Annotated in this window: 29 protein-coding genes; 14 read left to right on the forward strand and 15 right to left on the reverse strand. The window is 47.8% G+C overall.

Features of this window, described 5'->3' with window-relative positions:
• The 7 genes from NDA01_RS26545 to NDA01_RS26575 all read left to right on the forward strand — a co-directional run.
• Positions 1-651 (forward strand): hypothetical protein (locus NDA01_RS26545; RefSeq protein WP_348230355.1); only part of this gene is annotated, 651 nt, incomplete at its 5' end.
• Between the two features lie 232 nt (positions 652-883).
• A complete protein-coding gene (locus NDA01_RS26550) occupies positions 884-1,636 on the forward strand; it encodes a hypothetical protein (RefSeq protein WP_348230356.1) in 753 nt (250 codons plus the stop codon).
• A 514-nt stretch (positions 1,637-2,150) separates the two neighbouring features.
• The gene (locus NDA01_RS26555; RefSeq protein WP_348230357.1) at positions 2,151-2,591 is read left to right on the forward strand and encodes a DUF7919 family protein; all 441 of its coding nucleotides are present in this window, start codon (positions 2,151-2,153) and stop codon (positions 2,589-2,591) included.
• A gap of 126 nt (positions 2,592-2,717) precedes the next feature.
• On the forward strand, positions 2,718-3,128 hold the full coding sequence (locus tag NDA01_RS26560) for a DUF6896 domain-containing protein (protein WP_348230358.1): 411 nt from the start codon (positions 2,718-2,720) through the stop codon (positions 3,126-3,128).
• Between the two features lie 208 nt (positions 3,129-3,336).
• A complete protein-coding gene (locus tag NDA01_RS26565) occupies positions 3,337-3,603 on the forward strand; it encodes a hypothetical protein (protein ID WP_348230359.1) in 267 nt (88 codons plus the stop codon).
• Between the two features lie 232 nt (positions 3,604-3,835).
• Positions 3,836-4,639: a hypothetical protein gene (locus NDA01_RS26570; protein WP_348230360.1), complete on the forward strand. Its 804-nt coding sequence runs from the start codon at positions 3,836-3,838 to the stop codon at positions 4,637-4,639.
• A gap of 165 nt (positions 4,640-4,804) precedes the next feature.
• Entirely contained in the window at positions 4,805-5,329 is a 525-nt protein-coding gene (locus tag NDA01_RS26575; protein ID WP_348230361.1) for a WapI family immunity protein, read from the forward strand.
• 288 nt (positions 5,330-5,617) lie between these two features.
• Here NDA01_RS26575 and NDA01_RS26580 read toward each other — a convergent pair whose 3' ends face one another.
• The gene (locus tag NDA01_RS26580; protein WP_348230362.1) at positions 5,618-5,896 is read right to left on the reverse strand and encodes a hypothetical protein; all 279 of its coding nucleotides are present in this window, start codon (positions 5,894-5,896) and stop codon (positions 5,618-5,620) included.
• Positions 5,897-6,089: 193 nt separating this feature from the next.
• On the opposite strand from NDA01_RS26580, the gene NDA01_RS26585 reads away from it, so the two are divergent.
• From NDA01_RS26585 to NDA01_RS26595, 3 genes are all read left to right on the forward strand, one after another.
• Positions 6,090-6,536, forward strand: a complete 447-nt coding sequence (locus tag NDA01_RS26585; protein WP_348230363.1) for an SH3 domain-containing protein — start codon at positions 6,090-6,092, stop codon at positions 6,534-6,536.
• 33 nt (positions 6,537-6,569) lie between these two features.
• Positions 6,570-7,061 carry a hypothetical protein gene (locus NDA01_RS26590; protein WP_348230364.1) on the forward strand — a complete coding sequence of 164 codons (492 nt, stop codon included), beginning with the start codon at positions 6,570-6,572 and terminating at the stop codon, positions 7,059-7,061.
• A gap of 1,240 nt (positions 7,062-8,301) precedes the next feature.
• Positions 8,302-8,802, forward strand: coding sequence for a DUF1036 domain-containing protein (locus NDA01_RS26595; protein WP_348230365.1), 501 nt, complete (start codon positions 8,302-8,304; stop codon positions 8,800-8,802).
• Positions 8,803-8,916: 114 nt separating this feature from the next.
• On the opposite strand, the gene NDA01_RS26600 is transcribed toward NDA01_RS26595, so the two are convergent.
• Genes NDA01_RS26600 through NDA01_RS26610 form a run of 3 tightly spaced genes read right to left on the reverse strand, consistent with a single transcriptional unit; the run spans position 8,917 to position 11,167 of the window.
• The gene (locus tag NDA01_RS26600; protein WP_348230366.1) at positions 8,917-9,963 is read right to left on the reverse strand and encodes a hypothetical protein; all 1,047 of its coding nucleotides are present in this window, start codon (positions 9,961-9,963) and stop codon (positions 8,917-8,919) included.
• The gene (locus NDA01_RS26605) at positions 9,960-10,259 is read right to left on the reverse strand and encodes a hypothetical protein (protein ID WP_348230367.1); all 300 of its coding nucleotides are present in this window, start codon (positions 10,257-10,259) and stop codon (positions 9,960-9,962) included. Before NDA01_RS26605 ends, NDA01_RS26600 begins: the two co-directional genes overlap by 4 nt.
• Positions 10,259-11,167 carry a hypothetical protein gene (locus tag NDA01_RS26610; RefSeq protein WP_348230368.1) on the reverse strand — a complete coding sequence of 303 codons (909 nt, stop codon included), beginning with the start codon at positions 11,165-11,167 and terminating at the stop codon, positions 10,259-10,261. The genes NDA01_RS26605 and NDA01_RS26610 overlap by 1 nt, the downstream gene beginning before the upstream one ends.
• Positions 11,168-11,234: 67 nt before the next feature.
• On the opposite strand from NDA01_RS26610, the gene NDA01_RS26615 reads away from it, so the two are divergent.
• The 4 genes from NDA01_RS26615 to NDA01_RS26630 all read left to right on the forward strand — a co-directional run bounded on the left by NDA01_RS26615 (position 11,235) and on the right by NDA01_RS26630 (position 14,410).
• A complete protein-coding gene (locus tag NDA01_RS26615; RefSeq protein WP_348230369.1) occupies positions 11,235-11,435 on the forward strand; it encodes a hypothetical protein in 201 nt (66 codons plus the stop codon).
• An 81-nt stretch (positions 11,436-11,516) separates the two neighbouring features.
• On the forward strand, positions 11,517-12,263 hold the full coding sequence (locus tag NDA01_RS26620; RefSeq protein WP_348230370.1) for an HNH endonuclease: 747 nt from the start codon (positions 11,517-11,519) through the stop codon (positions 12,261-12,263).
• A gap of 450 nt (positions 12,264-12,713) precedes the next feature.
• Positions 12,714-13,775, forward strand: a complete 1,062-nt coding sequence (locus NDA01_RS26625) for a hypothetical protein (protein ID WP_348230371.1) — start codon at positions 12,714-12,716, stop codon at positions 13,773-13,775.
• Positions 13,772-14,410 carry a hypothetical protein gene (locus tag NDA01_RS26630; RefSeq protein ID WP_348230372.1) on the forward strand — a complete coding sequence of 213 codons (639 nt, stop codon included), beginning with the start codon at positions 13,772-13,774 and terminating at the stop codon, positions 14,408-14,410. Before NDA01_RS26625 ends, NDA01_RS26630 begins: the two co-directional genes overlap by 4 nt.
• Before the next feature lie 242 nt (positions 14,411-14,652).
• Here NDA01_RS26630 and NDA01_RS26635 read toward each other — a convergent pair whose 3' ends face one another.
• The 11 genes from NDA01_RS26635 to NDA01_RS26685 all read right to left on the reverse strand — a co-directional run bounded on the left by NDA01_RS26635 (position 14,653) and on the right by NDA01_RS26685 (position 21,039).
• The gene (locus NDA01_RS26635) at positions 14,653-15,423 is read right to left on the reverse strand and encodes a tetratricopeptide repeat protein (RefSeq protein ID WP_348230373.1); all 771 of its coding nucleotides are present in this window, start codon (positions 15,421-15,423) and stop codon (positions 14,653-14,655) included.
• 284 nt (positions 15,424-15,707) lie between these two features.
• Entirely contained in the window at positions 15,708-15,920 is a 213-nt protein-coding gene (locus NDA01_RS26640; protein WP_348230374.1) for a hypothetical protein, read from the reverse strand.
• Positions 15,902-16,366, reverse strand: a complete 465-nt coding sequence (locus NDA01_RS26645; RefSeq protein ID WP_348230375.1) for a hypothetical protein — start codon at positions 16,364-16,366, stop codon at positions 15,902-15,904. Before NDA01_RS26645 ends, NDA01_RS26640 begins: the two co-directional genes overlap by 19 nt.
• Positions 16,350-16,520, reverse strand: a complete 171-nt coding sequence (locus NDA01_RS26650; protein ID WP_348230376.1) for a hypothetical protein — start codon at positions 16,518-16,520, stop codon at positions 16,350-16,352. Before NDA01_RS26650 ends, NDA01_RS26645 begins: the two co-directional genes overlap by 17 nt.
• Before the next feature lie 30 nt (positions 16,521-16,550).
• Positions 16,551-16,826, reverse strand: a complete 276-nt coding sequence (locus tag NDA01_RS26655; RefSeq protein ID WP_348230377.1) for an HU family DNA-binding protein — start codon at positions 16,824-16,826, stop codon at positions 16,551-16,553.
• Between the two features lie 237 nt (positions 16,827-17,063).
• The gene (locus NDA01_RS26660; protein WP_348230378.1) at positions 17,064-17,393 is read right to left on the reverse strand and encodes a hypothetical protein; all 330 of its coding nucleotides are present in this window, start codon (positions 17,391-17,393) and stop codon (positions 17,064-17,066) included.
• Positions 17,390-19,351, reverse strand: coding sequence for an FtsK/SpoIIIE domain-containing protein (locus NDA01_RS26665; RefSeq protein ID WP_348230379.1), 1,962 nt, complete (start codon positions 19,349-19,351; stop codon positions 17,390-17,392). The genes NDA01_RS26660 and NDA01_RS26665 overlap by 4 nt, the downstream gene beginning before the upstream one ends.
• Positions 19,348-19,644: a hypothetical protein gene (locus tag NDA01_RS26670; RefSeq protein ID WP_348230380.1), complete on the reverse strand. Its 297-nt coding sequence runs from the start codon at positions 19,642-19,644 to the stop codon at positions 19,348-19,350. The genes NDA01_RS26665 and NDA01_RS26670 overlap by 4 nt, the downstream gene beginning before the upstream one ends.
• A 71-nt stretch (positions 19,645-19,715) precedes the next feature.
• Positions 19,716-20,219 (reverse strand): hypothetical protein, encoded by a 504-nt coding sequence (locus NDA01_RS26675; RefSeq protein WP_348230381.1) that lies wholly within the window; start codon positions 20,217-20,219, stop codon positions 19,716-19,718.
• 125 nt (positions 20,220-20,344) lie between these two features.
• Positions 20,345-20,620, reverse strand: a complete 276-nt coding sequence (locus tag NDA01_RS26680; RefSeq protein ID WP_348230382.1) for a hypothetical protein — start codon at positions 20,618-20,620, stop codon at positions 20,345-20,347.
• Positions 20,620-21,039 carry a hypothetical protein gene (locus NDA01_RS26685; RefSeq protein ID WP_348230383.1) on the reverse strand — a complete coding sequence of 140 codons (420 nt, stop codon included), beginning with the start codon at positions 21,037-21,039 and terminating at the stop codon, positions 20,620-20,622. Before NDA01_RS26685 ends, NDA01_RS26680 begins: the two co-directional genes overlap by 1 nt.
• Positions 21,040-21,041 lie beyond the last annotated feature (2 nt).

The following is a 21,041-nucleotide window of genomic DNA, read 5'->3' on the forward strand; positions in this document are numbered from 1 at the left end:
AATGGGAAGAGTAGCAATCAATGCTTACGGCCCACAAATTCAGTGAACAAAGTCACCTACGATCGCCGAACAGGCCAATTTCACGGGGGCGATCGCCGTTTTATTGCCCGTGCCGAAGTTCTGCGGTTAGTTGATGGTGAAGCAACTCGGCTTGAGACTCGGTTGAGTGGTCAGGCTCGACTGCTGACCCAGGACAAAATCGGTGTGACTGAGTTTCAGTTGAGGATGGCTGAGGATGTCAAGCTCTCTCATTTGAGGATGGCGGCATTTGGGGCGGGTGGAGAGAAGCAGCTTAATGCGCGTCACTTTGGCACTGCTGGGCAAGAGCTGAAGCGGCAATACAAGTATTTGCAGGGGTTTGGGGATGCGATCGCGACGGGTGAGCTAAGTCAGAAGCAAATCCTTTCCCGTGCCAAGTCCTATGGGGTAAGCGCTAGGACTGCCTTCTTTAAGTCGGAGAAGATGACCCGTGAGAGCTACGGGGCGAGGGAGGCAAAGCGGAGTCTAGACAGTCAAGCTCGACACTGTTCATCCTGCCTAGGTCACTCAACCGGAGGCTTATGGCTGCCAATTGATCAGGTTGTTGCGCCGGGGGTTGATTGCGAGTGCAACAGCCGCTGTCGCTGCCGAATTGTGTTTAGGGATGCTTAGGAGGGGCGATCGCCATCGCCATCTCATTAGATGCTCAGGGCTAGCGATCGCTATCTCATTAGTTGACTCGCATATGGTAGTACACCAATAAGTGCAAAACCCTTGATTTGGTCAACTGATGCTTGACTTTGCTTTACAAATACTTGGGCTGGCGATCGCTCCAGTTAAATAATTTCGATGTTAGAGCTTTTTCATATAGAGCCAATGAGGTTGCTAAACTGCGTACATTATCATGATCCCTGACTTTGATATGGAACAAGACCGAGAGGAAATATACAAGAAAGCACTTCCTTGGGATGGAAAATCTGCGGTTGATTTCTACCTCAAGTCTCATCCCTGTTTTCCCTACAGAGAACAGTTTGCAAAGCTTTTTTCTGAGGCATATCGTGCTTATCTTGCAGGATGCCCACGAGCCTCAATCATTACAGCTGGCGAAGCTTTGTTAAGAGCTATTTATGATGAAATCATTAGCCTCGTTGCATGTGGATACAACATTACAATTCCTAAGTCTAAAGGGCGTTCAGTATCTATAAAAGCGGACGCACCACGAGATACATTATTTCAACTTGCCGATGAGTGTTCGTTTAATGAAGCTATAAAAGCTCTTCAGCACTTAAATATTTACTCACAGGAACTCATTAACCGAATCTTTGTTGTGAAGGAGCTTCGTAATAAAGCTACTCATGGTGAGTTTCCTGTTCTTGATATTTGGGACCCTGATGAACCTCGCCCTCGAGATGAGTTTCTAAAAATTTTTCTTAATCCAGAATTTGAGTTTCCAGAGGGATATCGTTTTCGTTCTCGAAGTAACAGTTCTGATTGGTTCACATTTGACCCACGTAAATACAAGTGCGGGTCTTTGAAGCCATTAGATTGGGAATCTCGTTTTGCTGCCATTCAGTATCTTCTTGTACTTGAAGTCATCACAGAAATGCGAGATACCTCCACTAGACATCAAGCTGATTTGGAATCCGAGAGGCTTTGAGGGCTTAATTTTTCAACTAATTAATCTGTAAGTCAAGGCTGATACTCATACAAAAAGTCTCCAGATTCAAGCTGAACCGGAGACTGGAATTGTTGCTATTTTGGTTTCTAAAATTATGTCCGCGACAATCAGATTTGGGAAGAGGGATAAAGGGACGATCGCGCTACCAAGTTTTTGCCCCCTTAGCCGTGCGATCGCCTTACCTCTAAGGTGCCCATCTGTACCCTATGAAGATCCCTTGAAGTGCCATTTTTAGTGCTGGTTGGGGTGGTTTTCGTGAGTGAGTTAGGTGCTGGGATGCTTTATAGAGTGGGCGATCGGATTTTTGAATTGGTTTGAATTGGGCTTTTTGGGCTTTGATCCCGTGCAGGTGGGGTTTGGGTCAAAAGGGACCAATTCAAAAGTTGAGGCAGGCGATCGCTCCTCTGTGGCTTGGTGTTAGCCTTGCGTTAGGGCGAAATCGTCCTTTAGCAGTTGCAGTGGGTGACTCTAAATTCTGCAAGGTTGTAATCTGATGACTTGTTATCCAGATCTGGGAACGATTGACTACTTTCCCGTTGATAGTGAAGTTGTACTACGGGCCGTAGGCTGGCTAGGCAATGAGTGTGAGTTCCCAACGGGAAAAGTATCACAACAATTTTTCAATAAGCTGTGTGACCTAGTAGAAAAAGCTTGGCAACCTGTAGTTTCAGCAGGCTTTCATGTCTGTGAGCTTTGCCAATTTCAGGATGCTCAAGCCACACCTAGAGGTACAAGCAACTTATTTGTTCCATTTGATGGGGTCATTTACGTCGCCCCTGGGCTAATTGTGCACTACGTTAACGCACATCACTATTTGCCGCCTTCAGTGTTTATTGAGGCTGTCATGCAATGCTCCCAGATGCAGAGTATGGACTACAAAAAATCTTTGTTAAAGAATGGAGGCAGAGGACTGAGCAAGTTAGCCCAGTTGTGAGCGATCGCAAAGCTCCGTGACGCAAAACCTAGGCCCAGCTTTGAGATTCAGAAAATTTCTGATTTTGGGCTGAGTGCCTTCATAGGTCCATCGCCTAATGCTCTTAAATAGTTGAGTAAATTGTGAATGATAGAACGGTTCATCCAGCTAATTCATGAATATCAAAGCAGAGTACGAGAGGCAGTTGAGCTATTTGAACGCTACAAGGGACTGAAACAACCTCAACATCCTCTGGAGTGGCAATTATCGGGAATTCCACAGAAAGGATACTTAGATCCCGGCGGAAAAATTTCTTATTTTTTTCATGGGTACGGTTGTTGTGTGTGTTTACCGTCAGGACCAGTGGATTGGGACTTTGGCAGAGAAGGTCAAATTGATGGTTTTGATGTTTGGCGTTTGTCTAATTTTGTAGAAAAAGGAACACAGAATTTTCCAGAGTTTCGGGACGAAGAGCTAATAAAAGCTATGTTTGCCGAAGCAGAATCCAAGGGGCTGTTTCATAAATCAGATTATGTTTTGTATTACCTGAAACAATGAATGACCTATGATAATTGCTGCATAACAATTCCAAAGCACACCGTCCGACGAGAGGCTATCAGCTCGATTTCAAGGTTATCTACAACAGGTGATTGGAAACGAGATAGCCTAATTATCAAGCCAGCATCTGTCTGAGCCGTGCGATCGCTCAGCAACAGCCAAGCAACCCCAAGCCTCCCACTCATCCTCGTTAGTCAGTTGTCCCAATTTGGGACGTGTGGCGATCGCTCAGCAGCTCATTGTTTCGGTTGCGTTCCCCAATTGGGGAAAAGTTGGAGGGGCGATCGCTCCTCTAATCAAGCCCCGTCAGAAGAGCGATCGCCTTACCTCTAAGGTGCCCAGATACTCTAATGAAGACTCTTCAAATTGCTGGTTGAGAGACTGGAGCGATCGCGCCTCTCATCAAATTCGCTCTAATCCGGTTCTGGGCATCTTCGGGAGAAGGGTGAAGGAAATTAGCCTGAAGCCATGCTGAGCGGTTCTGTATAATCACCTCAATCCAGGTGTTATGCAAAATAACCATCCGCCTACTCATCTCATTGAGGAATTAGCCTGATGGTTTTCGGCCTATCTGCCCTATAAGGACATTAGCCCGAACTAGTTCTGTCTAATTACATAGTTATAAGGCTTGAGTTATCTGTGGAGACGTACACTTAAGCTATTGGTAGAGTAGAGGTCTTGCATCGGGTTAGAATCATATCTTATTGATGACTGAGAATCTTTCGGTTGCTCAAAAGCTTGGCTGTGATAAGTATGCGCTAAACAACTGCATTCTTGTTAAAGCCCCCGTTAAAGCTGTTAACACTGTTGTTCAGCAATATTTTGCGCTTGAGGTACAACCTCATTGCAAAATTGCTGACTATGTTGATGCAAATAAAGCTTCATGGAAGAAAGTTGAGCGACATCGACAAGTTAGAAACTCAAGACCTGATAAATCGCTACCTCCAATATTGTGGACAGTTCCCTTTTGGCGATATCTTAATCACCAGTGGACTATTTTGCCTCTTTTAGGTACAGAGGAATCGATCGCTTTTGCATTAGCCCTACTCTTAAATACTGATGTCATTACCTTTCATGATTCTCATCATGCTTCTTTCAATGAGTTCAAGGTTTTTCGCAAAGACCAACTTGTCGAGCATTATTTATTTGGATTTGAGTGTGGAAAAGACTTTAAGGATGATTGGGACATCAAGATAGAGGACTCTGAGTTTGACGTTTGGAGCAGCTATGAACATCGATTCAAAAGCTCCATCAGGCAAGTTACCGAAGCAGAATTAAGAGCAGAATTTTTAGCAAGAAAACATGATAGGGGCAACCGAGGTTTTCTGGATGCTTGCCTTAAATATTACAGAGCTTACATTCCTCTGAAAGAGGAAACGCCATATCATTATCACGGTGAGTGTAACTCAGATTTCCAAAAATGGGACTCACTCGTGGAGAGGATGGATATGATGGTCATACCGTCCAATTGGAGTTACATTGACTGGAAAATACCTGCTCGCGTCACGTAGCACCGTATAACAATTGCGTTGCAACGGAATGAGCAAAGCTTTTGGTGCTTAGTTTGATGTTGCCTGTATCCGCTGAACGCAACCGTTATGTGGTTAAGTCCTTAGTGAACCAAACCAAAGAAACAATTTAGGCTTAGTCCTTAGTCTTTAGTCACATTCAATTTGTTGTTTAACTCCCTAGATATGCCTATATGGAAAGGTCTAAACGGAGAATACTTTCGATTTTTAATTGGAGGTTATCAGTTTCCTGATATTGCTGATGATTATGATGCGAATTGGCTTTTCCTGAATATTGAAGCCAAGAACGAACAAGGTATATGGAAACAAAGATGCGCTTGCCTTCTCACTTGGGAGGTGGCGTGGTACGCTAAATGGCTGAAAAACGTGATTTGCGGTAATTGTGAGCGTGAGAAGTTAGGCGTTCTTGAAGGTGATTTTGAGTTGAGATACGTCGCCAAAGCTCAAAACCTTTACCGATTTATGATTTGCCTAGAATATGGATTGGCTTACGAAAAAGCGAAGGAAGGTAACCGAGATAAGTCTGTTATTGGTGTGTGTCTTACTGAGCTTGAAATAGAAGAATCCGTGGCATATTTTGAAGAAATGTTTGCAGCCTTTCCCCCACGAGGAGAACAAGGAAAAAGATCCTATAAATCCTTACCAGGTCCAAAATTATTTTGCGATGGCTAGTGCAAAACTGCATAACAATCCCGTTGCACGCCGACCGTATCGAGTCTTTTCGTTAAGTTCCAGAAGTTAATGGCGGTGGGTGAACGGGGCGTTACCCAGCCCACTCTTAAGCCAGCATTCGCCTCAATCGCGCTACAGGAAAAGCAGCAGCCAAGAAACCCCAAGACTCCCACTCATCCTCATTAGTCAGTTGTCCCAATTTGGGACGTCTGGCGATCGCTCCTTCACCCCAGACCTAGGCCAAGAAGATGTCCGAAGTCTGGACAACTGGCAGCAATGATCAGCAGTTCACTGACTAGGTTGCGTTCCCCAATTGAGGAAAAGTTGGAGGGGCGATCGCATTGCTCTCGTAACGTAAAACCTAAACAAGCTTTGAGACTCAGAAAATTTCTGATTTTGGACTGAGTGCTGGGTAGGGCGATCGGGTTTGGTATGGGGGGAGAGGAGCGATCGGGTTTGATGAGATTGGAGGGAGCGAAGGGGCGATCGTTGAGTGGCTACATGTTGTAAAGACTCATTAAAATCTGACTTTCTCCTGACCTTTTCCGACTGACGAAGTAGATGCACAAAAACTAGATTGAATTGAGTTTAAGTAGCACTTAGAAGGAGCAGTTTACGGAATGGTTCATAGGAGTTGGCATGAATGAGTGTAAAAAAGCTTAACAAAGCCTTTTACCTCATGATATCTCCCGGTTGACCATAAATAGTTTTTGCAATCATCACCAAATAACCTAATTAGAGCAAAAAGGCTTAGAAAGTTATGTTTAAAGTTCAGCAATTATCTCTGCTGACAGCAGCAACCGCTATGGTTCTTCTTCCATATCCAGCTTTTGCTCAAGCGAGACCCGACTCTAGAGGAGACTATTACTCCTGGGGAGGGAGTTGGATCGTTGCCATCAACAGCGGTTCTCTAAATTGTCGAAGCGGTCCTGGCACTAATTATCGGATTATAACTAGATTTCCTAAAGCATCATATTTAGCCACAGCATCTGAGTTAGAAGGTAATCCTATCGAGCAAGATAGGCAAGGTCGTCCTTGGGTGCGTATCAAGTGGGCAGGAACGAGTACCTACCCTTGTTTTGTTAGGGCAAATATGAGCTTTATTGGATCTATGGATGGTTTTGATGGTAACCAGTCAAATTGTATTAACAGGGAAATAAGAAAAGGTAGATCGTTTCCTGACGCTGCATTCGACTGTGTTGATTAACTAGATTGAATTGTGTTAGCAAGTCAAAGAGTTATGAATAAAATTTTAATAGGTTTTGCTCTGCTTTCATGTTTGGTTCCAGTAAAAACTCAAGCTACTACGACTTCTGGAATATTCTGTAATGCTGGATTATCTCTTAGAGATGGAGCTCGTATCACTTATCAAATATCAGGAGTAGTGGAATATAGTGATGACGGACGGCTTATTGGTGAACCTAACCTGCTTATGACAATCCGTCGTCGAGAAGGAAATGGTAGAGAAAAGCTGCTTCGAAGCCAAGAACAGTTGAGCTCTTTCGAGAATGATGCACCTGATGCAGATTACTCATCATTACCCTTCAGCGGAAGGTTTAGAGCAGCACCAAATAATGGCAATGGGATTTATCATCTTGGTTCTGCGGATTATGGCATTTATATGCGCTTACTTCCCAGAGAGTCTGGTCCCGAAATTCAAATTGTGCACTACCTTAGCCGTAGCAGATTTGTTCGCTCCGCAGCTTTTCCCTGCTCCTTTGAGGGAGAGTAGTTAACCAATCGATTAATGTGAATCAAAATTATCTAATTGAATCAAGGTATTATCTCCAATGTGGAAGAAACTCTTAGTTGGTATTAGCTCAATTGCTCTCGCTATTTCTCCTTTCTTACCTGTAAGTGCAAACGATGATTCAAATCAAATTTGTACGAGAACAAGAGGCTCTAGTGTAAGCCTACGCATAGGACCGGGAACCGACTACCCTCGAGGATTAGTTATGGTTGGATCTGGAGGAAAGGCGGTTGATAATTATTTTCGACAGCGCAATTATACAGTCTTTGATGGAGAGCAAGTTTCTGTCTTCTCAAGTACTCGTGGTACAGATAAACGTACTTGGCACAAAATCGGGACAAATCAGTGGGTCGCTTGGGTTCGGTCTGATTTTATTTGTCAGCGACTTTAGAATAGTTGTAGCTTCCCTACAGCTAGCACTCTAACAAGCCGATGAAACGGACGGTTGAGAGACCTTAGTAAGGTTGCAGAGATTATCTACCAGCGGTTATCTTGGTCGTTACTCAGTCCCATCATTAAGCCAGCATCTGCCTTAATCGCGCTACAGGGAAAGCAGCAGCCAACAACCCCAAGACTCCCACTCATCCTCATTAGTCAGTTGTCCCAATTTGGGACGGGTAGCGATCGCTGGAGCCTTGGATATTACGAAATTTTCGGATTTTGAACAGTCTTTCAAAAGCAGGGGCGATCGCACTACCAAGTCTTTGCCCCCCTTAGTCGTGCGATCGCCTTACCCCTAAGGTGCCCAAATACTCTAATGAAGACTCTTCAAATTGCTGCTGCTTGGAGTGCTGGAGCGATCGCGCCTTCCATCAAATTCAACCTAATCCGGTTCTAGACATCTTAGGCGGAAGGGTAAAAGGAAGTTAGCCTGAAGCAATGTTGAGCGGTTCTGTATAATCGCCTCCATCAGGGTGTTTGTTATGCAGAATAACCATCCGCCTAATCATCTCATTGAGGAATTAGCCCGAATTAGTTCTGTCTAATTACATAGTTAGACCGCTCGGTTATCTATTAGGGTGTAGTCGAGAATTTTTCGGTGGGGTGCGATCTCTAAGGTGATTACGTATCACTGTTTGGTGTGCGATCGTGAGATTCCTGACATAGTGCGTCTGACTTTTTCCCGACTTTTTCCTGACCTTATCCGACTGACGAAAAAGGTATAGGGAGATTAGGCTTGATTCAAGTTGAAATTATAGATGATTCTCCTACTTGAGGTGGTATGAATTTTAAGACTAGTGAAGCAGCAATGAAGAGGCTCAATTTTCCGTTTTCTTCAACAATGAAAGTTGCGATTTTAACTGTTTTAAGCTTAACAAGCCTGCTTGTTTCTACAACACAAGTAGCTCATGCAACTAGAGGACCAGTGAAGCTTTGCAATGGTGATACACGAGAGGAATCAATTGATGCTGCAATCATGTATTACAACGGTGAGAAGAGAGGATGGGTCGCTCAAGGATGGTATGTGCTTCCACCTGGAAAATGTGCCCTGGTTGTGAATTATGAGGGTGATATGTTCGTGTATGGAGAGACGCCTAATAGGGTTTATAAAGGCTCTGGTTCTGTATTTTGCGGTAACAAGTCAGGCTTTTTTGGATATCAGAAGGTAAGGTGTACAAGTAGGGAAAAACTTCTTCAAGGAATTAAGATTACTGTTCCAAACAACGGAGGTGGTTTTACTTTCACGTTTGGAGATCCCCAATTGGTCAGAGATGATTTTTAGCTGCTAGAGATCGCGGCGGTTTAACGACCCCACTGCACCGGACGCAATAATCTCTGCAACTCAACAACAGATTAACTTCGTTCCGGTGCAGTGGGGTCGTTACCCAGCTCGTCCTTAAGCCAGCATCTGCTTCAATCGCGCTATAGGAAAGGCAGCAGCTAAGAAATTCCAAGGCTCCCATTCGTCTTCATTGGTAAGAACGTACTGCTCACCGCTCATCATTTGGCTAGCAGTCACCAACCGTAGTTTGTGGGCCAAGTCAAACCATTCTTTGAATCCGGGTTCTGCGGCTTTGCTTGCCTTCGGATGCTCACTCGCTCCCGGTTTCCAGCACTGGCTGATCGCATCTCGCAGTAGGCCAATTGGGTTCCTCACCTCATGCCTGTCTCGATACTCAATGGCCGCTGCCAGAGCATCACTCACCACCTCAAGCGGGGCTGCTAACACCTCAGCTCTCAGAGGCGAGGTCAGCGGAAATCCCGCTTGTTCAATTTTTGAAAATATTTCTGCTTCAGCGGCGGCGGAATCAGCGCCCTCTGCAACCTGTTCCATTTCTGACCCAGATGCTTTTAGAACGGGTTGAGACTTAACAGGTAGGGGAGCGCTTGCTGGCTCGGAGAATTCCTCTACATCCACAACAACAGGGAGGGTGGGTGGCTCCGTTGTTGTGGTGTCTATTGAGGTGTCTAGAGTGGAATCTATTTCTATATGATCACTACTCGTTTTGAAGTTGATGACCTCTGAACTTGGAGTTGATGCCCCTTCAACTTGGAGGTCATCTCCTAGATTTGTGAAATGAGACGGGGCAAGGGTTTTAGCCTGTTTTTGGGCTAGCGCTTGCTCAATGGCCTCTCGGTTGAGTTGGTACTGGTAGGCGCGATCGTATTTCGCCTTGGGGTTATTGCGCCGCTTGAGGAGTTGCAGCTTGTTCGTTAGCTTGGCGAGGGCTTGGCGAATGGTCTCGATGCTGTACTCCTCAAACAGATGCTCTCGGATTTGCTCTAGGGTGAGCCTCACCCAGTCATCGAGCTTGTGCTTCGCTTTCCATGCCTGCCAGCCTTCGATGATGGCGAGGATTTTAGCGGCGCAGTAGTTGCGCTGGGTGATTTGGACGTACTCTTTGCAGAGCTTGAGGTAAGTCAGATTAGGGGAGGCGCTCATCGTAGCTGCACCTCCCGCAGTTCTAGGTCTGCTTCCTTCACGTCTTCGATGCCGCTACTCGTCGGGCTGTTGGGGTCTACCTCGACCAGGTAGGACCAGCCCACCCAGTCGAGGCTGTTGGACATCGCCTCAGACATGCGAGGGGTGAAATATTGCAAGCCGCGGATGATGCCGTAGTTTGGGCCTTGTTCTCCCCACTGCACCTGCTGCCCAAACTGATACTTGGGCAGGGGCAGGTCTGCCGACAGGGGCAGCAAGCGAGACTCTGGTCTCTGGTTTTGGTGAAGTTGGTGCATCAGGCCACCTCCCCTATTGAGTCACTGAGGCGGCGATATTCCTTGTGGTCAATGTGACCTTGGTCATAGAGTTCGTCATACATCAAGCCGATGACGAGGTTGGAGAGCCAGTGGTCCATGAAGCGCTTGCCTGCTTCTATTGCTGCTTCAACCTGGCGATCGCTAAATTCGCCATCTTCCTCAGTCACTACTTCTCTAATTCGAAGCTGAGTGAACCGCCGCAAATTACCTTGAATCTCATACCGCCAACCAATAATCTCAGGTGCAGTGTAGTGGACCCAATAAGGTCTCAACCCTGCTGCAATCTGCTCCGAGAGCAACTGGATGCCATCCGATCGCGGGTAATCGACGAAGATGCCTGTGTAGCCGTGGTCGATCGCTGCCTCAAACACTTCATGAGCAAAGGTATTCAGGTCATCACCCAGTAAATTGATGTTGTCCAGATGCTCAGTCGTTTTACTGCCAGCCTCAACCTTGACTGGCTTCCGGAGCACCATGCCCACCAACCCACGTACTAGCCGCGCATACCAAGGCGTGAGGCATGACCTGTTCCTCCGGCGTAGATAGGCCGTGTCCTTCTCAAACGGCTCAAGGGGTAGAAAGGCTTCACCTCTATCCCGAATCTCTGAGGTTCCGCCTCTGACCGCTGAGATGACGGACCAGTAAGCCGACATTTGCTCATAGGCAGCACTGGGCACTTCGACGCCAGATTTGCTGCTCTCTGGCATCGGGCCAAGGTTGGCATCAGGTTGAGGGGTTCGTTTAAAGCGATCGCTGTAGGGATGGGACACGGCAAGCAGGGTAATTCTTGCCGGAAGAGTTCCTATGGTCTGAAGGGGAGGGCGATCGCGCTGCTGAGGGGGCTTAATCAGTGGCGCGATCGCCTTACTTCTAAGGTGCCCAATCATGCCCCATAAAGATCCCCTGAAGTGCCGTTGTTAGTGCTGGTTGGGGTGGTTTTTGTGAGTGAGTTAGGTGCTGGGATGCTTGGTAGAGCGGGCGATCGGATTTTTGAATTGGTTTGAATTGGGCTTTTTGGGCTTTAACGCTGTGCAGGTGGGGTTTGGGTCAAAAGGGGCCAATTCAAAAGTTGAGGTAGGAGGGGGAAGGGATGGGGGTGATGACATAGTTGATGAGGAATTTACCCATGTGCGGGAAGCTGTCGAGAAGCCATAGTTAGCTTAGCTAGCGATCGCTTTTATCAATATGGCAACGTATCTTCTGACTTGGAACCCTACCTGTTTTCTCTGGGAAGATTTGCAGGACTGCATCAAACAATTAAGGGAAGAGGGTTTTTATCAGTACTCCTGGAGCTGTGGTAACACCAAAAAAATACAAAGAGGCGATCGCTTTTTTCTAATTCAACAAGGAGTAGAGCCAAGAGGCATTTTCGCATCAGGTTGGGTGCTATCTGCTTCAGAATTAGACTCACATTGGAGCGAAGAGGGCAAAAGCACTAGATATGTTGATATTGAGTTTGACGTTTTGCTTAATCCCAAGGAAGAGCCTATTTTGCCTCGAAGTCTCCTGAATCAGGCAAGTTTGGCAGGTGTGAACTGGAGTACACAAAGATCAGGAATAACCATTCCCGATCAGATTGCAGTCGAGCTTGAGCAGGAGTGGGCTGCACTGCTTGATGATGCTAACCCTCTACCCGAGGAAGTTCAAGACTCACAGACCTACCAAGAAGGAGCGACTACCCAGATTACAGTAAATACGTATGAGCGAAGCAGAGCGGCACGAGAAGCTTGTGTTAAACACTATGAAGCAAAATGTTTTATCTGCGAGTTTGATTTTGAGAGAACTTACGGCTCAGTCGGAAAGAACATTATCCACGTTCATCATCTAAACCCACTCTCTGCAATACGTGAAGAGTACAAGCTTAATCCAATACGTGACCTAATCCCTGTCTGCCCGAACTGCCACACAATCATTCATCGTCGCAATCCACCTTACACAATTGAAGAAGTTCAACAGTTTTTAGCTAGTAATGCTTCAAACTGAGTGATGAAATAACTGCGCTTGAATAGTGATTTCTAGCGATCGCTCCTTCAACCCGGACCTAACCCAAGAAGATGTCCGAATTCTGGACAACAGGGAGGGACGAGTAACAGTTCACTGACTTAGTTGCATTCCTAAATTTGGGAAAAGTTGCAGGGGGCGATCGCGCGATCTTTACCAACTTAAGAAGGCTAAAATCCCAATTCAAACCAAATCAAAAAAAGATCGCCCGTCCCAGCAATAACCCCAGCGGCTTGCTCACCGATTAAAAGCCACTCAACCAGGAGTCACAACGGGACTTAAAGGGGTCTGCACTGGAACATGAGGGTACTTTACTAGTAGGCGATCGCACTGCTGAGGGGCTTAATCAGTGGTGCGATCGCCCCTCTGTTTCACCACAAAGCAGTTTTTGATGAACAAGCTTAAGCCTGAAAAGCTGTCCACGAAGAAGACATGGCAACCCCACACATAGGTAAAAGGCAGCAACAGCAACTCATTGATGAGCTTGAGACTCAGTTTGAGTTGAAAGAGGTTACGGACCGTCGTGGCCCCATCAGCCTCTGTGACTTCTTCAGGGAGAGCTGGGCAGTTCTAGAACCTTGCACTGACCTAACGTGGAGTTGGCACATTGAGGCGGTTTGCTTCCACATCGAGAGCCTCTTCCTCGACTGGCTAAAACATCGATACGACCCAACCTATGTTCAGCGGGCTCGCAACTTGGCGGTTAACATTCCGCCTTGGAGTGCTAAGAGCCGCATCACATCTGTGTGTGTCCCTGCCTGGATCTGGACCTATTACCCAGGCTTTAAAATGATTTTCCTCAGCGCTAAACCACGGGTGGCCTTGCGGGATAGTGTCTACTGTCGAGACCTGATTAAGAGTGAGTGGTACCAGAACACCTTTAAGCCAGAGTGGGAGCTGAGAGACGACCAAAACAGCAAGAGCACCTACTGGAATACAGCAGGAGGGATCAGAAGTGCTGCTGGATTTAATAGCCGTATCACTGGTGACAGGGCTGACCTCATTGCCTGGGATGACCCCCACGATGCTAGTGAAGTGCATAGTGATGCGATCAGAATGGGCGTTTTGGAGCGGTGGGATTCAGCTATTAGAAACCGGGTGAATGATCCGAAGTCATCCATTCGGATTGGCATCATGCAGCGGTTGCACGCCAAGGATCTGGCAGGGCATGTCCTAGCAACGAAAGAATGGGACCACCTGTGCATTCCTCAAGAATTTGAGCGGCCACGCAACCCCACAGCGTTTGGATGGGTTGACCCTAGAACCAAGCCAGGTGAACTGATGTTCCCTGAAAGATTTCCAGAGGAAGTTTTGCAGGCTGAGCGCTTGGCCTTGGGGGATGGCTATTCAGGACAGCATCAACAAAACCCGACTGCCTCAGGGGGCGGGATATTCAAGATTGGCAAGTGGATGATCTACACTCGCCTGCCATTACCCGATGGCTGCTGTCAGTTGATGCCACCTTTAAGAAGTCTGCCAACAGCGACTTCGTGAGCATCAATGCTCTGGCACAGCAGGCCAACATTGTGGAAGTGGAGACTGCACCCAAGGTAGATCCTCGCACTGGGGAGAGCATTCCTCAGAAAAAGTGGCTGCATAACTATTACATTCCAGGCATCTGGCACGCGAGAGCAGGCATCACCGAGACTCAGAACGCTATCAAGATGATGCGATCGCAGTTCTCTCAAGCTGGCACTATCCTGATTGAGGACAAGGCCAATGGCTCAGCCATTATTGAGCAGCTCGGCAAAACAATTCCTGGTATCACTGCTTTCAATCCAAGTGGTGACAGCAAAACTTCTAGAGCTTGGTCGATCCAACCCGTGCACGATCGCGGCGGCTTGTTTTTGCCTGCGGCGGCTTGGGCGATCGCTCAAATCGAGGCATTGGGCAAAACGGAGATTAGCTTAGAGGAATGGTGGGAGCTATACCCGCCTCCACACAAAGATACTGCCGAGCATGCCCCGTTAGCAGATTGGGCGAAGGGGATTGTGGATGAGTTCACAGTGTTTCCCAACGGGGCCAATGATGATCAGGTTGATTCGATTGACCAGGGTGTGATTTGGTGCGAGATGTTCCCACCTCCACCACCCAGAGGCATCAAGCCATCGGGAATTCAGCTTTATTAAGGAATGCGATCGCCCTACCCAGCACTCAGCCCAAAATCAGAAATTTTCTGAGTCTCAAAGTTTGGCCTACGATTTGTGCCATCAGAGCGATCGCCCCCCCCTTTTCCCCAATTAGGAAACGCAACTGAGTTAGTGAACTACTTCTCATCGCGCCAGTTGTCCAGATTTGGTCATCTTTCTGCAATGGTTCCGGGCTTGAAGAGCGATCGCTGCACGCTGACTTTTATCAAGCGTAACTACTGCTATGTCTTACTTGATCTATCCACAACTGCTTTCAGCCTTTGAAATTCTTGAGTAGGAATAAATTCAGGAAATATAGATTCAGAACGCTTATAAATGATGCTTGCAACACTATGGAGTTCTGTCAATAAATCTGTTCTACCCTGCTGCCGGAAAAGTTTTTCGGCTATTTCTAAGTCGTTAAGACCTACTGTAAGAAAGGGATCATTTTCCCTAAGTATATTAACTTTTTTTCCAGTTGAATTACTGCTTACTTCAAAGACGCTCATTTCTAGCGCAAGAGCATAGGCTCTACGTGTGTAAGCTCTACCCCCTTCTGGGTAGAGACGTATTGCTTCAGAGCAAGCGCTGCTCGCTTTTTGATATTGCTCTAATTGAATATTAGAACCACAAAGATTGGTATATAAATCCGCAACTTCAGTATTGCTTGCAGTGTTTTTAGCAAGCTCTAGAGCCTTATCATAGTCTTGAATTGCTGCCTCATAGTTGCCAAGGGCATCATTTGCAGTTGCTCTGTTTTGCCAATCGGAAAACTTGCTAGAGTCAATCTGCAAGATTTTTGTAAAATTTTCAAGAGCCAAAGCCATTTGGCCACCTTGGGCCTGAAGCAGAGCTTGTTTTCTTAATTGAACTAATGTTGTTTCAGTTGATTTAGCTGAAGTCGAACTATTTAGGGAAGTTTCTGATGCTACCTCTACCTTTGTATCTGGAGGTAGTTGAGAACATCCGGTAATTAAAGCTAAACACATGAAAGCCAATCCTCTTTGGAGCATACACAAATCCTCTGGTATAACTACGTAAAAGCTTTGTTACAACTGATTCAAGCATTCTCGAAATAGTCGTGCATTCTTACTAAAGATTTAGTAGAGGTATTAAGAGGCCAGGACTAGAGCTTCATTAGGTGCAAGAGATAGTTGTAAGCTGGACCCAAAAGGCCCAATTAGCCTCCCCATAGAGCCATAACCCTGTTTTCAACCAGAACTCTGGGATGCTCGCTTCCACGCATCCAGCTTGGAGCAATTGACTAACGAAAACGCGGAGGCATGTGATTTCTTAACTAATATTTTGCGATCGCGTAGCTCTTGCCACTGCCTCTCCCGCCCCATAAGCATTTGTAACGCTTGGGAAGCATCAGAGGTTGGGCCCAATCAGTTAACCCCTGAGCCAACTTTGCAGCTAAGTCAGGGCGATCGCCCTCATCTTTCAGCCCAAGCTGAGCCTCAAGCTCATCAATTAATTCTTGCTGCTTACTTAGGCGCGGCGCTGCCATTTTTCCTTAAGTTCAGACACGAACTCGGCAGGCGAAATTCCTAAGGCAATCACTTGCTCTACCAACTCGGCAGCGGTCGCGGGTACTAGCTTCCGTCGCAACTCAATCAATTTGGCCAGAGCAGAGGCGTACCCCTCCAAAGATTTTGGTTCAGCGCCACCACCAATCCAGCCAGACAACTGAGTGATGGCATGGTCAACCTCGTCAACTTCGTCAATCTTGGCCTTGCGATCGAAGGAGCGCCTGCGATAGGGAATGGGGGATTCTTCCTCATCCTCCTCAACACTCACATGCCCAGCGGTCTTAAGTGCTTCCCATCCACCCTCAGCAGACTTATCCTCGATCGCCCGCTTGCTCACGCCAAAACGCAGCGCGACAGCCGCTAAGGACTCGTCATTCGCTAGGTAATGTTGCTTAATAGGCTCCCAATCAATCTTCTTTGGCATGACCGCAAAACGCCGCAAATAAACCGCAGATAAACTCTATCTCTGCGGCTAAAGTTCCCACTGGGTTTGAGGTTTGGGTTTTGCGGTTTGGGGTTGGGAGATGGAATAAGAGGGCGATCGCTCTCAATAAAAAGCCCCCTAAAAGAGGAGGCACGGTTAACTGTTAGGAGAGAAGAGTCTATGACTAGGACGAAACTTTTTCTTTAAAGACTTTGCCAGGACTAAAAGCTGGAACTGTGCTCGCTGGAATCTGCATCTTGTCTCCGGTCTTAGGGTTGCGTCCCTCGCGAGCTTGGCGAGTCCTACGCTCAAAGGTACCAAATCCAACCAGCGTCACTTTGTCGCCTGATGCCACTGCTCCCTGAATTACGTCAACTGTAGCTGTCACAATCGCTTCAGCTTGCTTCTTGGTTACGTTGGCTTTCTCAGCCACTGCGTCTACTAATTCGCCTTTGTTCACGTAAAAACCTCACAATGCTTGCTGCGATTATAATTCAGGTTTTTGGAAGGCGATCGCGCCTTCACAGTATTTCAGATAAAAGTCAATTACCTTTTGTTAAGCACTGATGTAGGTGTCTATCGGAGATCAAAAAATCCGTCCCGACCTCGGCCACACCATTCAGCAGATGCCTTGCAGTGTCCACAGACTCGGAACTTTGAGCTAGTTCCAGTGGTGGATGTAGTCCAGGACGAGTCATCATTTGCACCCTGCGATCGCTCTAATCCCACTCATCTGAGTTTCTAGTTGTGTGTTTTGCTGACTAAGTTGGGTATTTGTATTAGCCAGCTGTGCATCCCTAGATCCTCCAATTCCCTGTGCTAGAAGAACTCCAGCCATAACAAGACAGCTAGACATGATGAGCATAGGGAGTGGACTTTTCTGCTGTACGGGTACAGGCTGAGGAGAGCAGACGCAATCATCCTGATAGACGACAGCGATCGCCGCTGCTTTGGGTTGAGCGAGTGCCCCTGCCTGCTGGTACGGAATCTCTGACTGATGCTTGGTTGGAGTGGCAAGTTCTGTCATGCTGCTACCTTCATACGGACAAACTGTTCAAATTTCTGTATTTTCTCCTGCCACCCCTGACGTAACTTTTGGTAGTACGCTGGGGTGTTTTGACTGTCGATCTCTAGAGGCTCTCGGCAAGTGCCATAAATCCAGTTGTCTTTGTGGTGAGCGCACTCTGGGTCGCTACGGTGTGAATGGTGGCGATCGCACAGAGGAAAGATATCTACCCCGGATAGTGGCTCATCACAAATGCTTCGCCCTCGCTCTTCTTGGTATCGAGCATGATGGGTCTCAGTCGCCTCATGATTGCAACCTGGAAAGCAGCAGAGTGTCCCTGTCAAAATCTTGGTTTCGTGAGAGAGTTGCTTCCAGTTCGGGGGATATCTGTAGGCGTATGGGCCTGCTTGCTCAGAGGGTTGATGAGATTGCGGGATAAAGGTGTAGGCGCGATCGCTCACTGGAGCGGCTGCTTCCATGCCAGGCTCCCAGAAGAGACTCTGCAATCGCTCAACTCGTCCCTGATAGGAGAAGAGTAAATCTCCTTGGCCTAGAAGCTTCTCTCCACCCAATCCAGATGCACCGAGCACCATCTTGGAATCTTCTGACCGCGACACCTTCAGGCAAACTGAGGCTGGATGATTGGAGCGAATCTGCCCATCCAGATAAGCCTCCTCAGGGCGTTGCATGAACGTGATTAGGTGGATGCCTGTTTTTCTAGCTTCCAGGGATAGCTGGATTTTATTTGACTCAAGCTTTTTGCGCTGAGTATCGGATGCAGCTTCAATTGCGGCGGTGTACTCGTCTGTGAAGTCACAAATCCGAGGGAGAGGATCAATCTTCTTATTGAGAGCCGCTAGGTGGGGCACTCCATACCGATTTAATAGCGTCTTGCGCCGCTCCATCTCTGAAACCAGCACCTCTTGCATCTCGATGATGTCGTCAATGCTGTAGAGCACTGGGCAGATGAGGTGAGGATCGCCCTCAAAGCATCCGAATGACGCTTTACCAAAGTCGCTGAGCATCAGCATCACTTCTGACGGGTCGTAGCGATCGCATAGGCTCTTGACCGCGACATCGAGCCAAACTGACTTACCACCCCCTGTGACACCACCCCCTAAGATGTGGCAAGCATCAGGCCCAGACATATCGACTTCAATCAGTTGACCATTCAGGGAAACGCCAACTGGTAGCCATAAACCGCCTTCTGGTCTGATTCCAGGCTTGATAAAGTCTTTGTAGTGGAAGGTCTTGCGCTCCTTCCTAGGCACATCCACGGCAATAAAGCCATTTTGGATGCTGATGAGTGGTTCAGAATCTAAGCCTAAGTCAAGCTGTAACTCTTCAGTCAGCTTGGTGATTTGGCTAAATTTAATCCCGCTTGCCCGCTTTCTGAGCAGGTAGCGATCGAAGCAACTCCCCTCGACTCGCCCCTCACACGAAACAGGGATTTTGTAATTGCCTAGGGCCGTAACTATTGCAGCAGCTAGGCCCGCTGGTTGCTGAGGCTGGGCGATCGCCTGCCCCTGTCCCACTTGCTCCTGGCTGCTAGCCCCCGACTCCGGCTGTTGTGCAGGTAGTTGCTGAGACTGAGCCTGCTGGGGCGACATCACAAGTTGCTGTTGCTGCTGGGGAGGAAACAGCGTGCGCTCTAGCTGGGAAATTTCGTGCTGGGTTAGGAGGTCTAAGCCCATCGCCTCAGCTCCGTACTTCTTGGCGATCACCTCATTCGCTAAGACTTTGGCTGTGTAAAGCGGGCGTTCCTTCTCATCAACTTTGTGAGCGTACTCTATGCCTGCATAGCCTAGAATGCTCGACATTCCTAATAGAAGGAAGTTCAACTCTTTATCAAGCTTGCATAGAAAAGGAGCAATACACAGCGCTCCTGAAACCACTGCCACGCCAAAAAGCTGCCCTTTGAGACCGTTGACCTCTCGCTGCTTTTTCTGAATTTCGGCATAGCTGAGAAGCCCACTCATAGAAGCGCCTCAAGCTGTGGAATAGCAACATAAACCAACCACTGAATCGTGCTGGCGATCGCCCCTAGGTCAAAGCCACCCTCTATCACCCAGAGATGCGACCGCAACTGCCAAACCTCCAGCTTCGCCTTCTCTGCGATTAGATCCTCTAACTGCCAGCCCATCAGTGCGATGACTGCTGCCAGAATCAATAGAACTAGCGCGATCGCACTGATGGATGACCAAAGAAAATCCCAGAATAGTAGGGTGATCCACCGCCCCAGCGTAACGGCGAACCATCCGACCACTGCCATTTTGATTACTCCCCCTAACCGAATCATTTAGCACCTCCAGTCGTGGCAACCCGGAGAGGGTTGCCGTTGTATTAGCCAGCCATCAACGCCGCTGATTTTGCCTCCCAAACATTCAGAGTGGTTTGATACCCGTCGCTATAGTCACGAGCATCTAGAAGCTGTTGAGTCATCTGCCCATAAACGGGGCGGAGGTTGTGAAAGTTAGTTGCCACCTTGTGCTGACTCTGGAGCTGTCGAGCATCGTTGTTGGACTGCACAATGATGTGTTTGTCGTGAGCGTCCTTGACCTTGGTCAGTGCGTTGGAAATGTCTGTGAGATCCTTGTAAGCAGCGACCGCGTTATCAGCTCCTGCCAAAATCTGCTCTTTAGCGGCGGCGATCGCCCCTCTTTGTCGGGCCGTGGCAAGGCTAGCTTTTTGGGGAGGCGCAATTCTGAGCAATCCCCCCTGCCCTGGATTGTCAGGCGTTAGAGCGGTATCATAGCCAGTCGTGGCATAACCTTTGAGATCGCCTGAGCCAGCCGCTTTAGAAACTTCAGAAGCATTGGGTTTGGGTTTAGCTAGAAATCCTTTCATCGTTCTGGTTTGGGAGTGGGTTTACTAATGGACTTTGGTCATTCAGTCTGGTCGCTACCAGGCATCGTCATCGTCTTCATCCACCGGGGTGGCGTTAACATCGATCACGTCATCATCAGGGATATTTACTCGCTGGCCTTGAATGTAATCGCCGTCAATATAGGCGTGATAGGTGCCTCCGTTGAGATTGATAGTTCGAGGACCACTATCCGCAGGATGATGAGGGGGGGAGTCCGTCGAGGCGTGTCTTGTCCTAGCGGGTCGCGATCGCTTTGGAGGTTGAACACGCTACCTTCGACATGGATGTAGTCACCACCGAGGTTCTCAACGAAATTGCCGCCCATCTTGCCGCCTTGGCGACGGGGTTGTTCCTTGTTATCAAAAGGATTGAAGCCCATCATCACCTCTGTCGAGTGGGTTGTTGATTAACATGAGTGGTCTGGACAGGTGGCAAAAACCAAGCTTGAACCATACCGGCAACGACCACAATCAAAAGAGCGTAGAGCCCACCCCGCACAGCCCAGCCGACCCAGGTAGTCGCCCAGAGAATGTCTAGCAGGAGATTCTCTTTGACCTCAATCGGCTCTCCGATTCGCCAGCGAAACAACAGCGTGTCTAGGACTCCTTGCTGCTCAGCCTTGCGGAGCATTAAGCCAACGGCTCGCTGCGGTACGGTCTGGGCATCAGCAATCACCTTGTCAGCCACTTCCTCTGCAAAGGCTTGATGCTGATTGATGAGGGCGATCGCGAGCTCTGCGGTTTGTTCTTGTGGCGTTAATGGTTGCGATTCATTCATGGGAGGACTCCGAGTTCGTTCCATGC

This window comes from Trichocoleus desertorum AS-A10 (assembly GCF_039962155.1).
Lineage (GTDB): Bacteria > Cyanobacteriota > Cyanobacteriia > FACHB-46 > FACHB-46 > Trichocoleus.

Bases quoted from the DNA above. Each gene is read 5' to 3' on its own strand.
- NDA01_RS26550 (WP_348230356.1), top strand. From the start codon at position 884: ATGATCCCTGACTTTGATATGGAACAAGACCGAGAGGAAATATACAAG.
- NDA01_RS26555 (WP_348230357.1), top strand. From the start codon at position 2,151: ATGACTTGTTATCCAGATCTGGGAACGATTGACTACTTTCCCGTTGAT.
- NDA01_RS26560 (WP_348230358.1), top strand. From the start codon at position 2,718: ATGATAGAACGGTTCATCCAGCTAATTCATGAATATCAAAGCAGAGTA.
- NDA01_RS26570 (WP_348230360.1), top strand. From the start codon at position 3,836: ATGACTGAGAATCTTTCGGTTGCTCAAAAGCTTGGCTGTGATAAGTAT.
- NDA01_RS26585 (WP_348230363.1), top strand. From the start codon at position 6,090: ATGTTTAAAGTTCAGCAATTATCTCTGCTGACAGCAGCAACCGCTATG.
- NDA01_RS26590 (WP_348230364.1), top strand. From the start codon at position 6,570: ATGAATAAAATTTTAATAGGTTTTGCTCTGCTTTCATGTTTGGTTCCA.
- NDA01_RS26595 (WP_348230365.1), top strand. From the start codon at position 8,302: ATGAATTTTAAGACTAGTGAAGCAGCAATGAAGAGGCTCAATTTTCCG.
- NDA01_RS26600 (WP_348230366.1), bottom strand. From the start codon at position 9,963: ATGAGCGCCTCCCCTAATCTGACTTACCTCAAGCTCTGCAAAGAGTAC.
- NDA01_RS26605 (WP_348230367.1), bottom strand. From the start codon at position 10,259: ATGCACCAACTTCACCAAAACCAGAGACCAGAGTCTCGCTTGCTGCCC.
- NDA01_RS26610 (WP_348230368.1), bottom strand. From the start codon at position 11,167: ATGATTGGGCACCTTAGAAGTAAGGCGATCGCGCCACTGATTAAGCCC.
- NDA01_RS26625 (WP_348230371.1), top strand. From the start codon at position 12,714: ATGGCAACCCCACACATAGGTAAAAGGCAGCAACAGCAACTCATTGAT.
- NDA01_RS26635 (WP_348230373.1), bottom strand. From the start codon at position 15,423: ATGCTCCAAAGAGGATTGGCTTTCATGTGTTTAGCTTTAATTACCGGA.
- NDA01_RS26640 (WP_348230374.1), bottom strand. From the start codon at position 15,920: ATGGCAGCGCCGCGCCTAAGTAAGCAGCAAGAATTAATTGATGAGCTT.
- NDA01_RS26645 (WP_348230375.1), bottom strand. From the start codon at position 16,366: ATGCCAAAGAAGATTGATTGGGAGCCTATTAAGCAACATTACCTAGCG.
- NDA01_RS26660 (WP_348230378.1), bottom strand. From the start codon at position 17,393: ATGACAGAACTTGCCACTCCAACCAAGCATCAGTCAGAGATTCCGTAC.
- NDA01_RS26665 (WP_348230379.1), bottom strand. From the start codon at position 19,351: ATGAGTGGGCTTCTCAGCTATGCCGAAATTCAGAAAAAGCAGCGAGAG.
- NDA01_RS26670 (WP_348230380.1), bottom strand. From the start codon at position 19,644: ATGGCAGTGGTCGGATGGTTCGCCGTTACGCTGGGGCGGTGGATCACC.
- NDA01_RS26675 (WP_348230381.1), bottom strand. From the start codon at position 20,219: ATGAAAGGATTTCTAGCTAAACCCAAACCCAATGCTTCTGAAGTTTCT.
- NDA01_RS26680 (WP_348230382.1), bottom strand. From the start codon at position 20,620: ATGATGGGCTTCAATCCTTTTGATAACAAGGAACAACCCCGTCGCCAA.
- NDA01_RS26685 (WP_348230383.1), bottom strand. From the start codon at position 21,039: ATGGAACGAACTCGGAGTCCTCCCATGAATGAATCGCAACCATTAACG.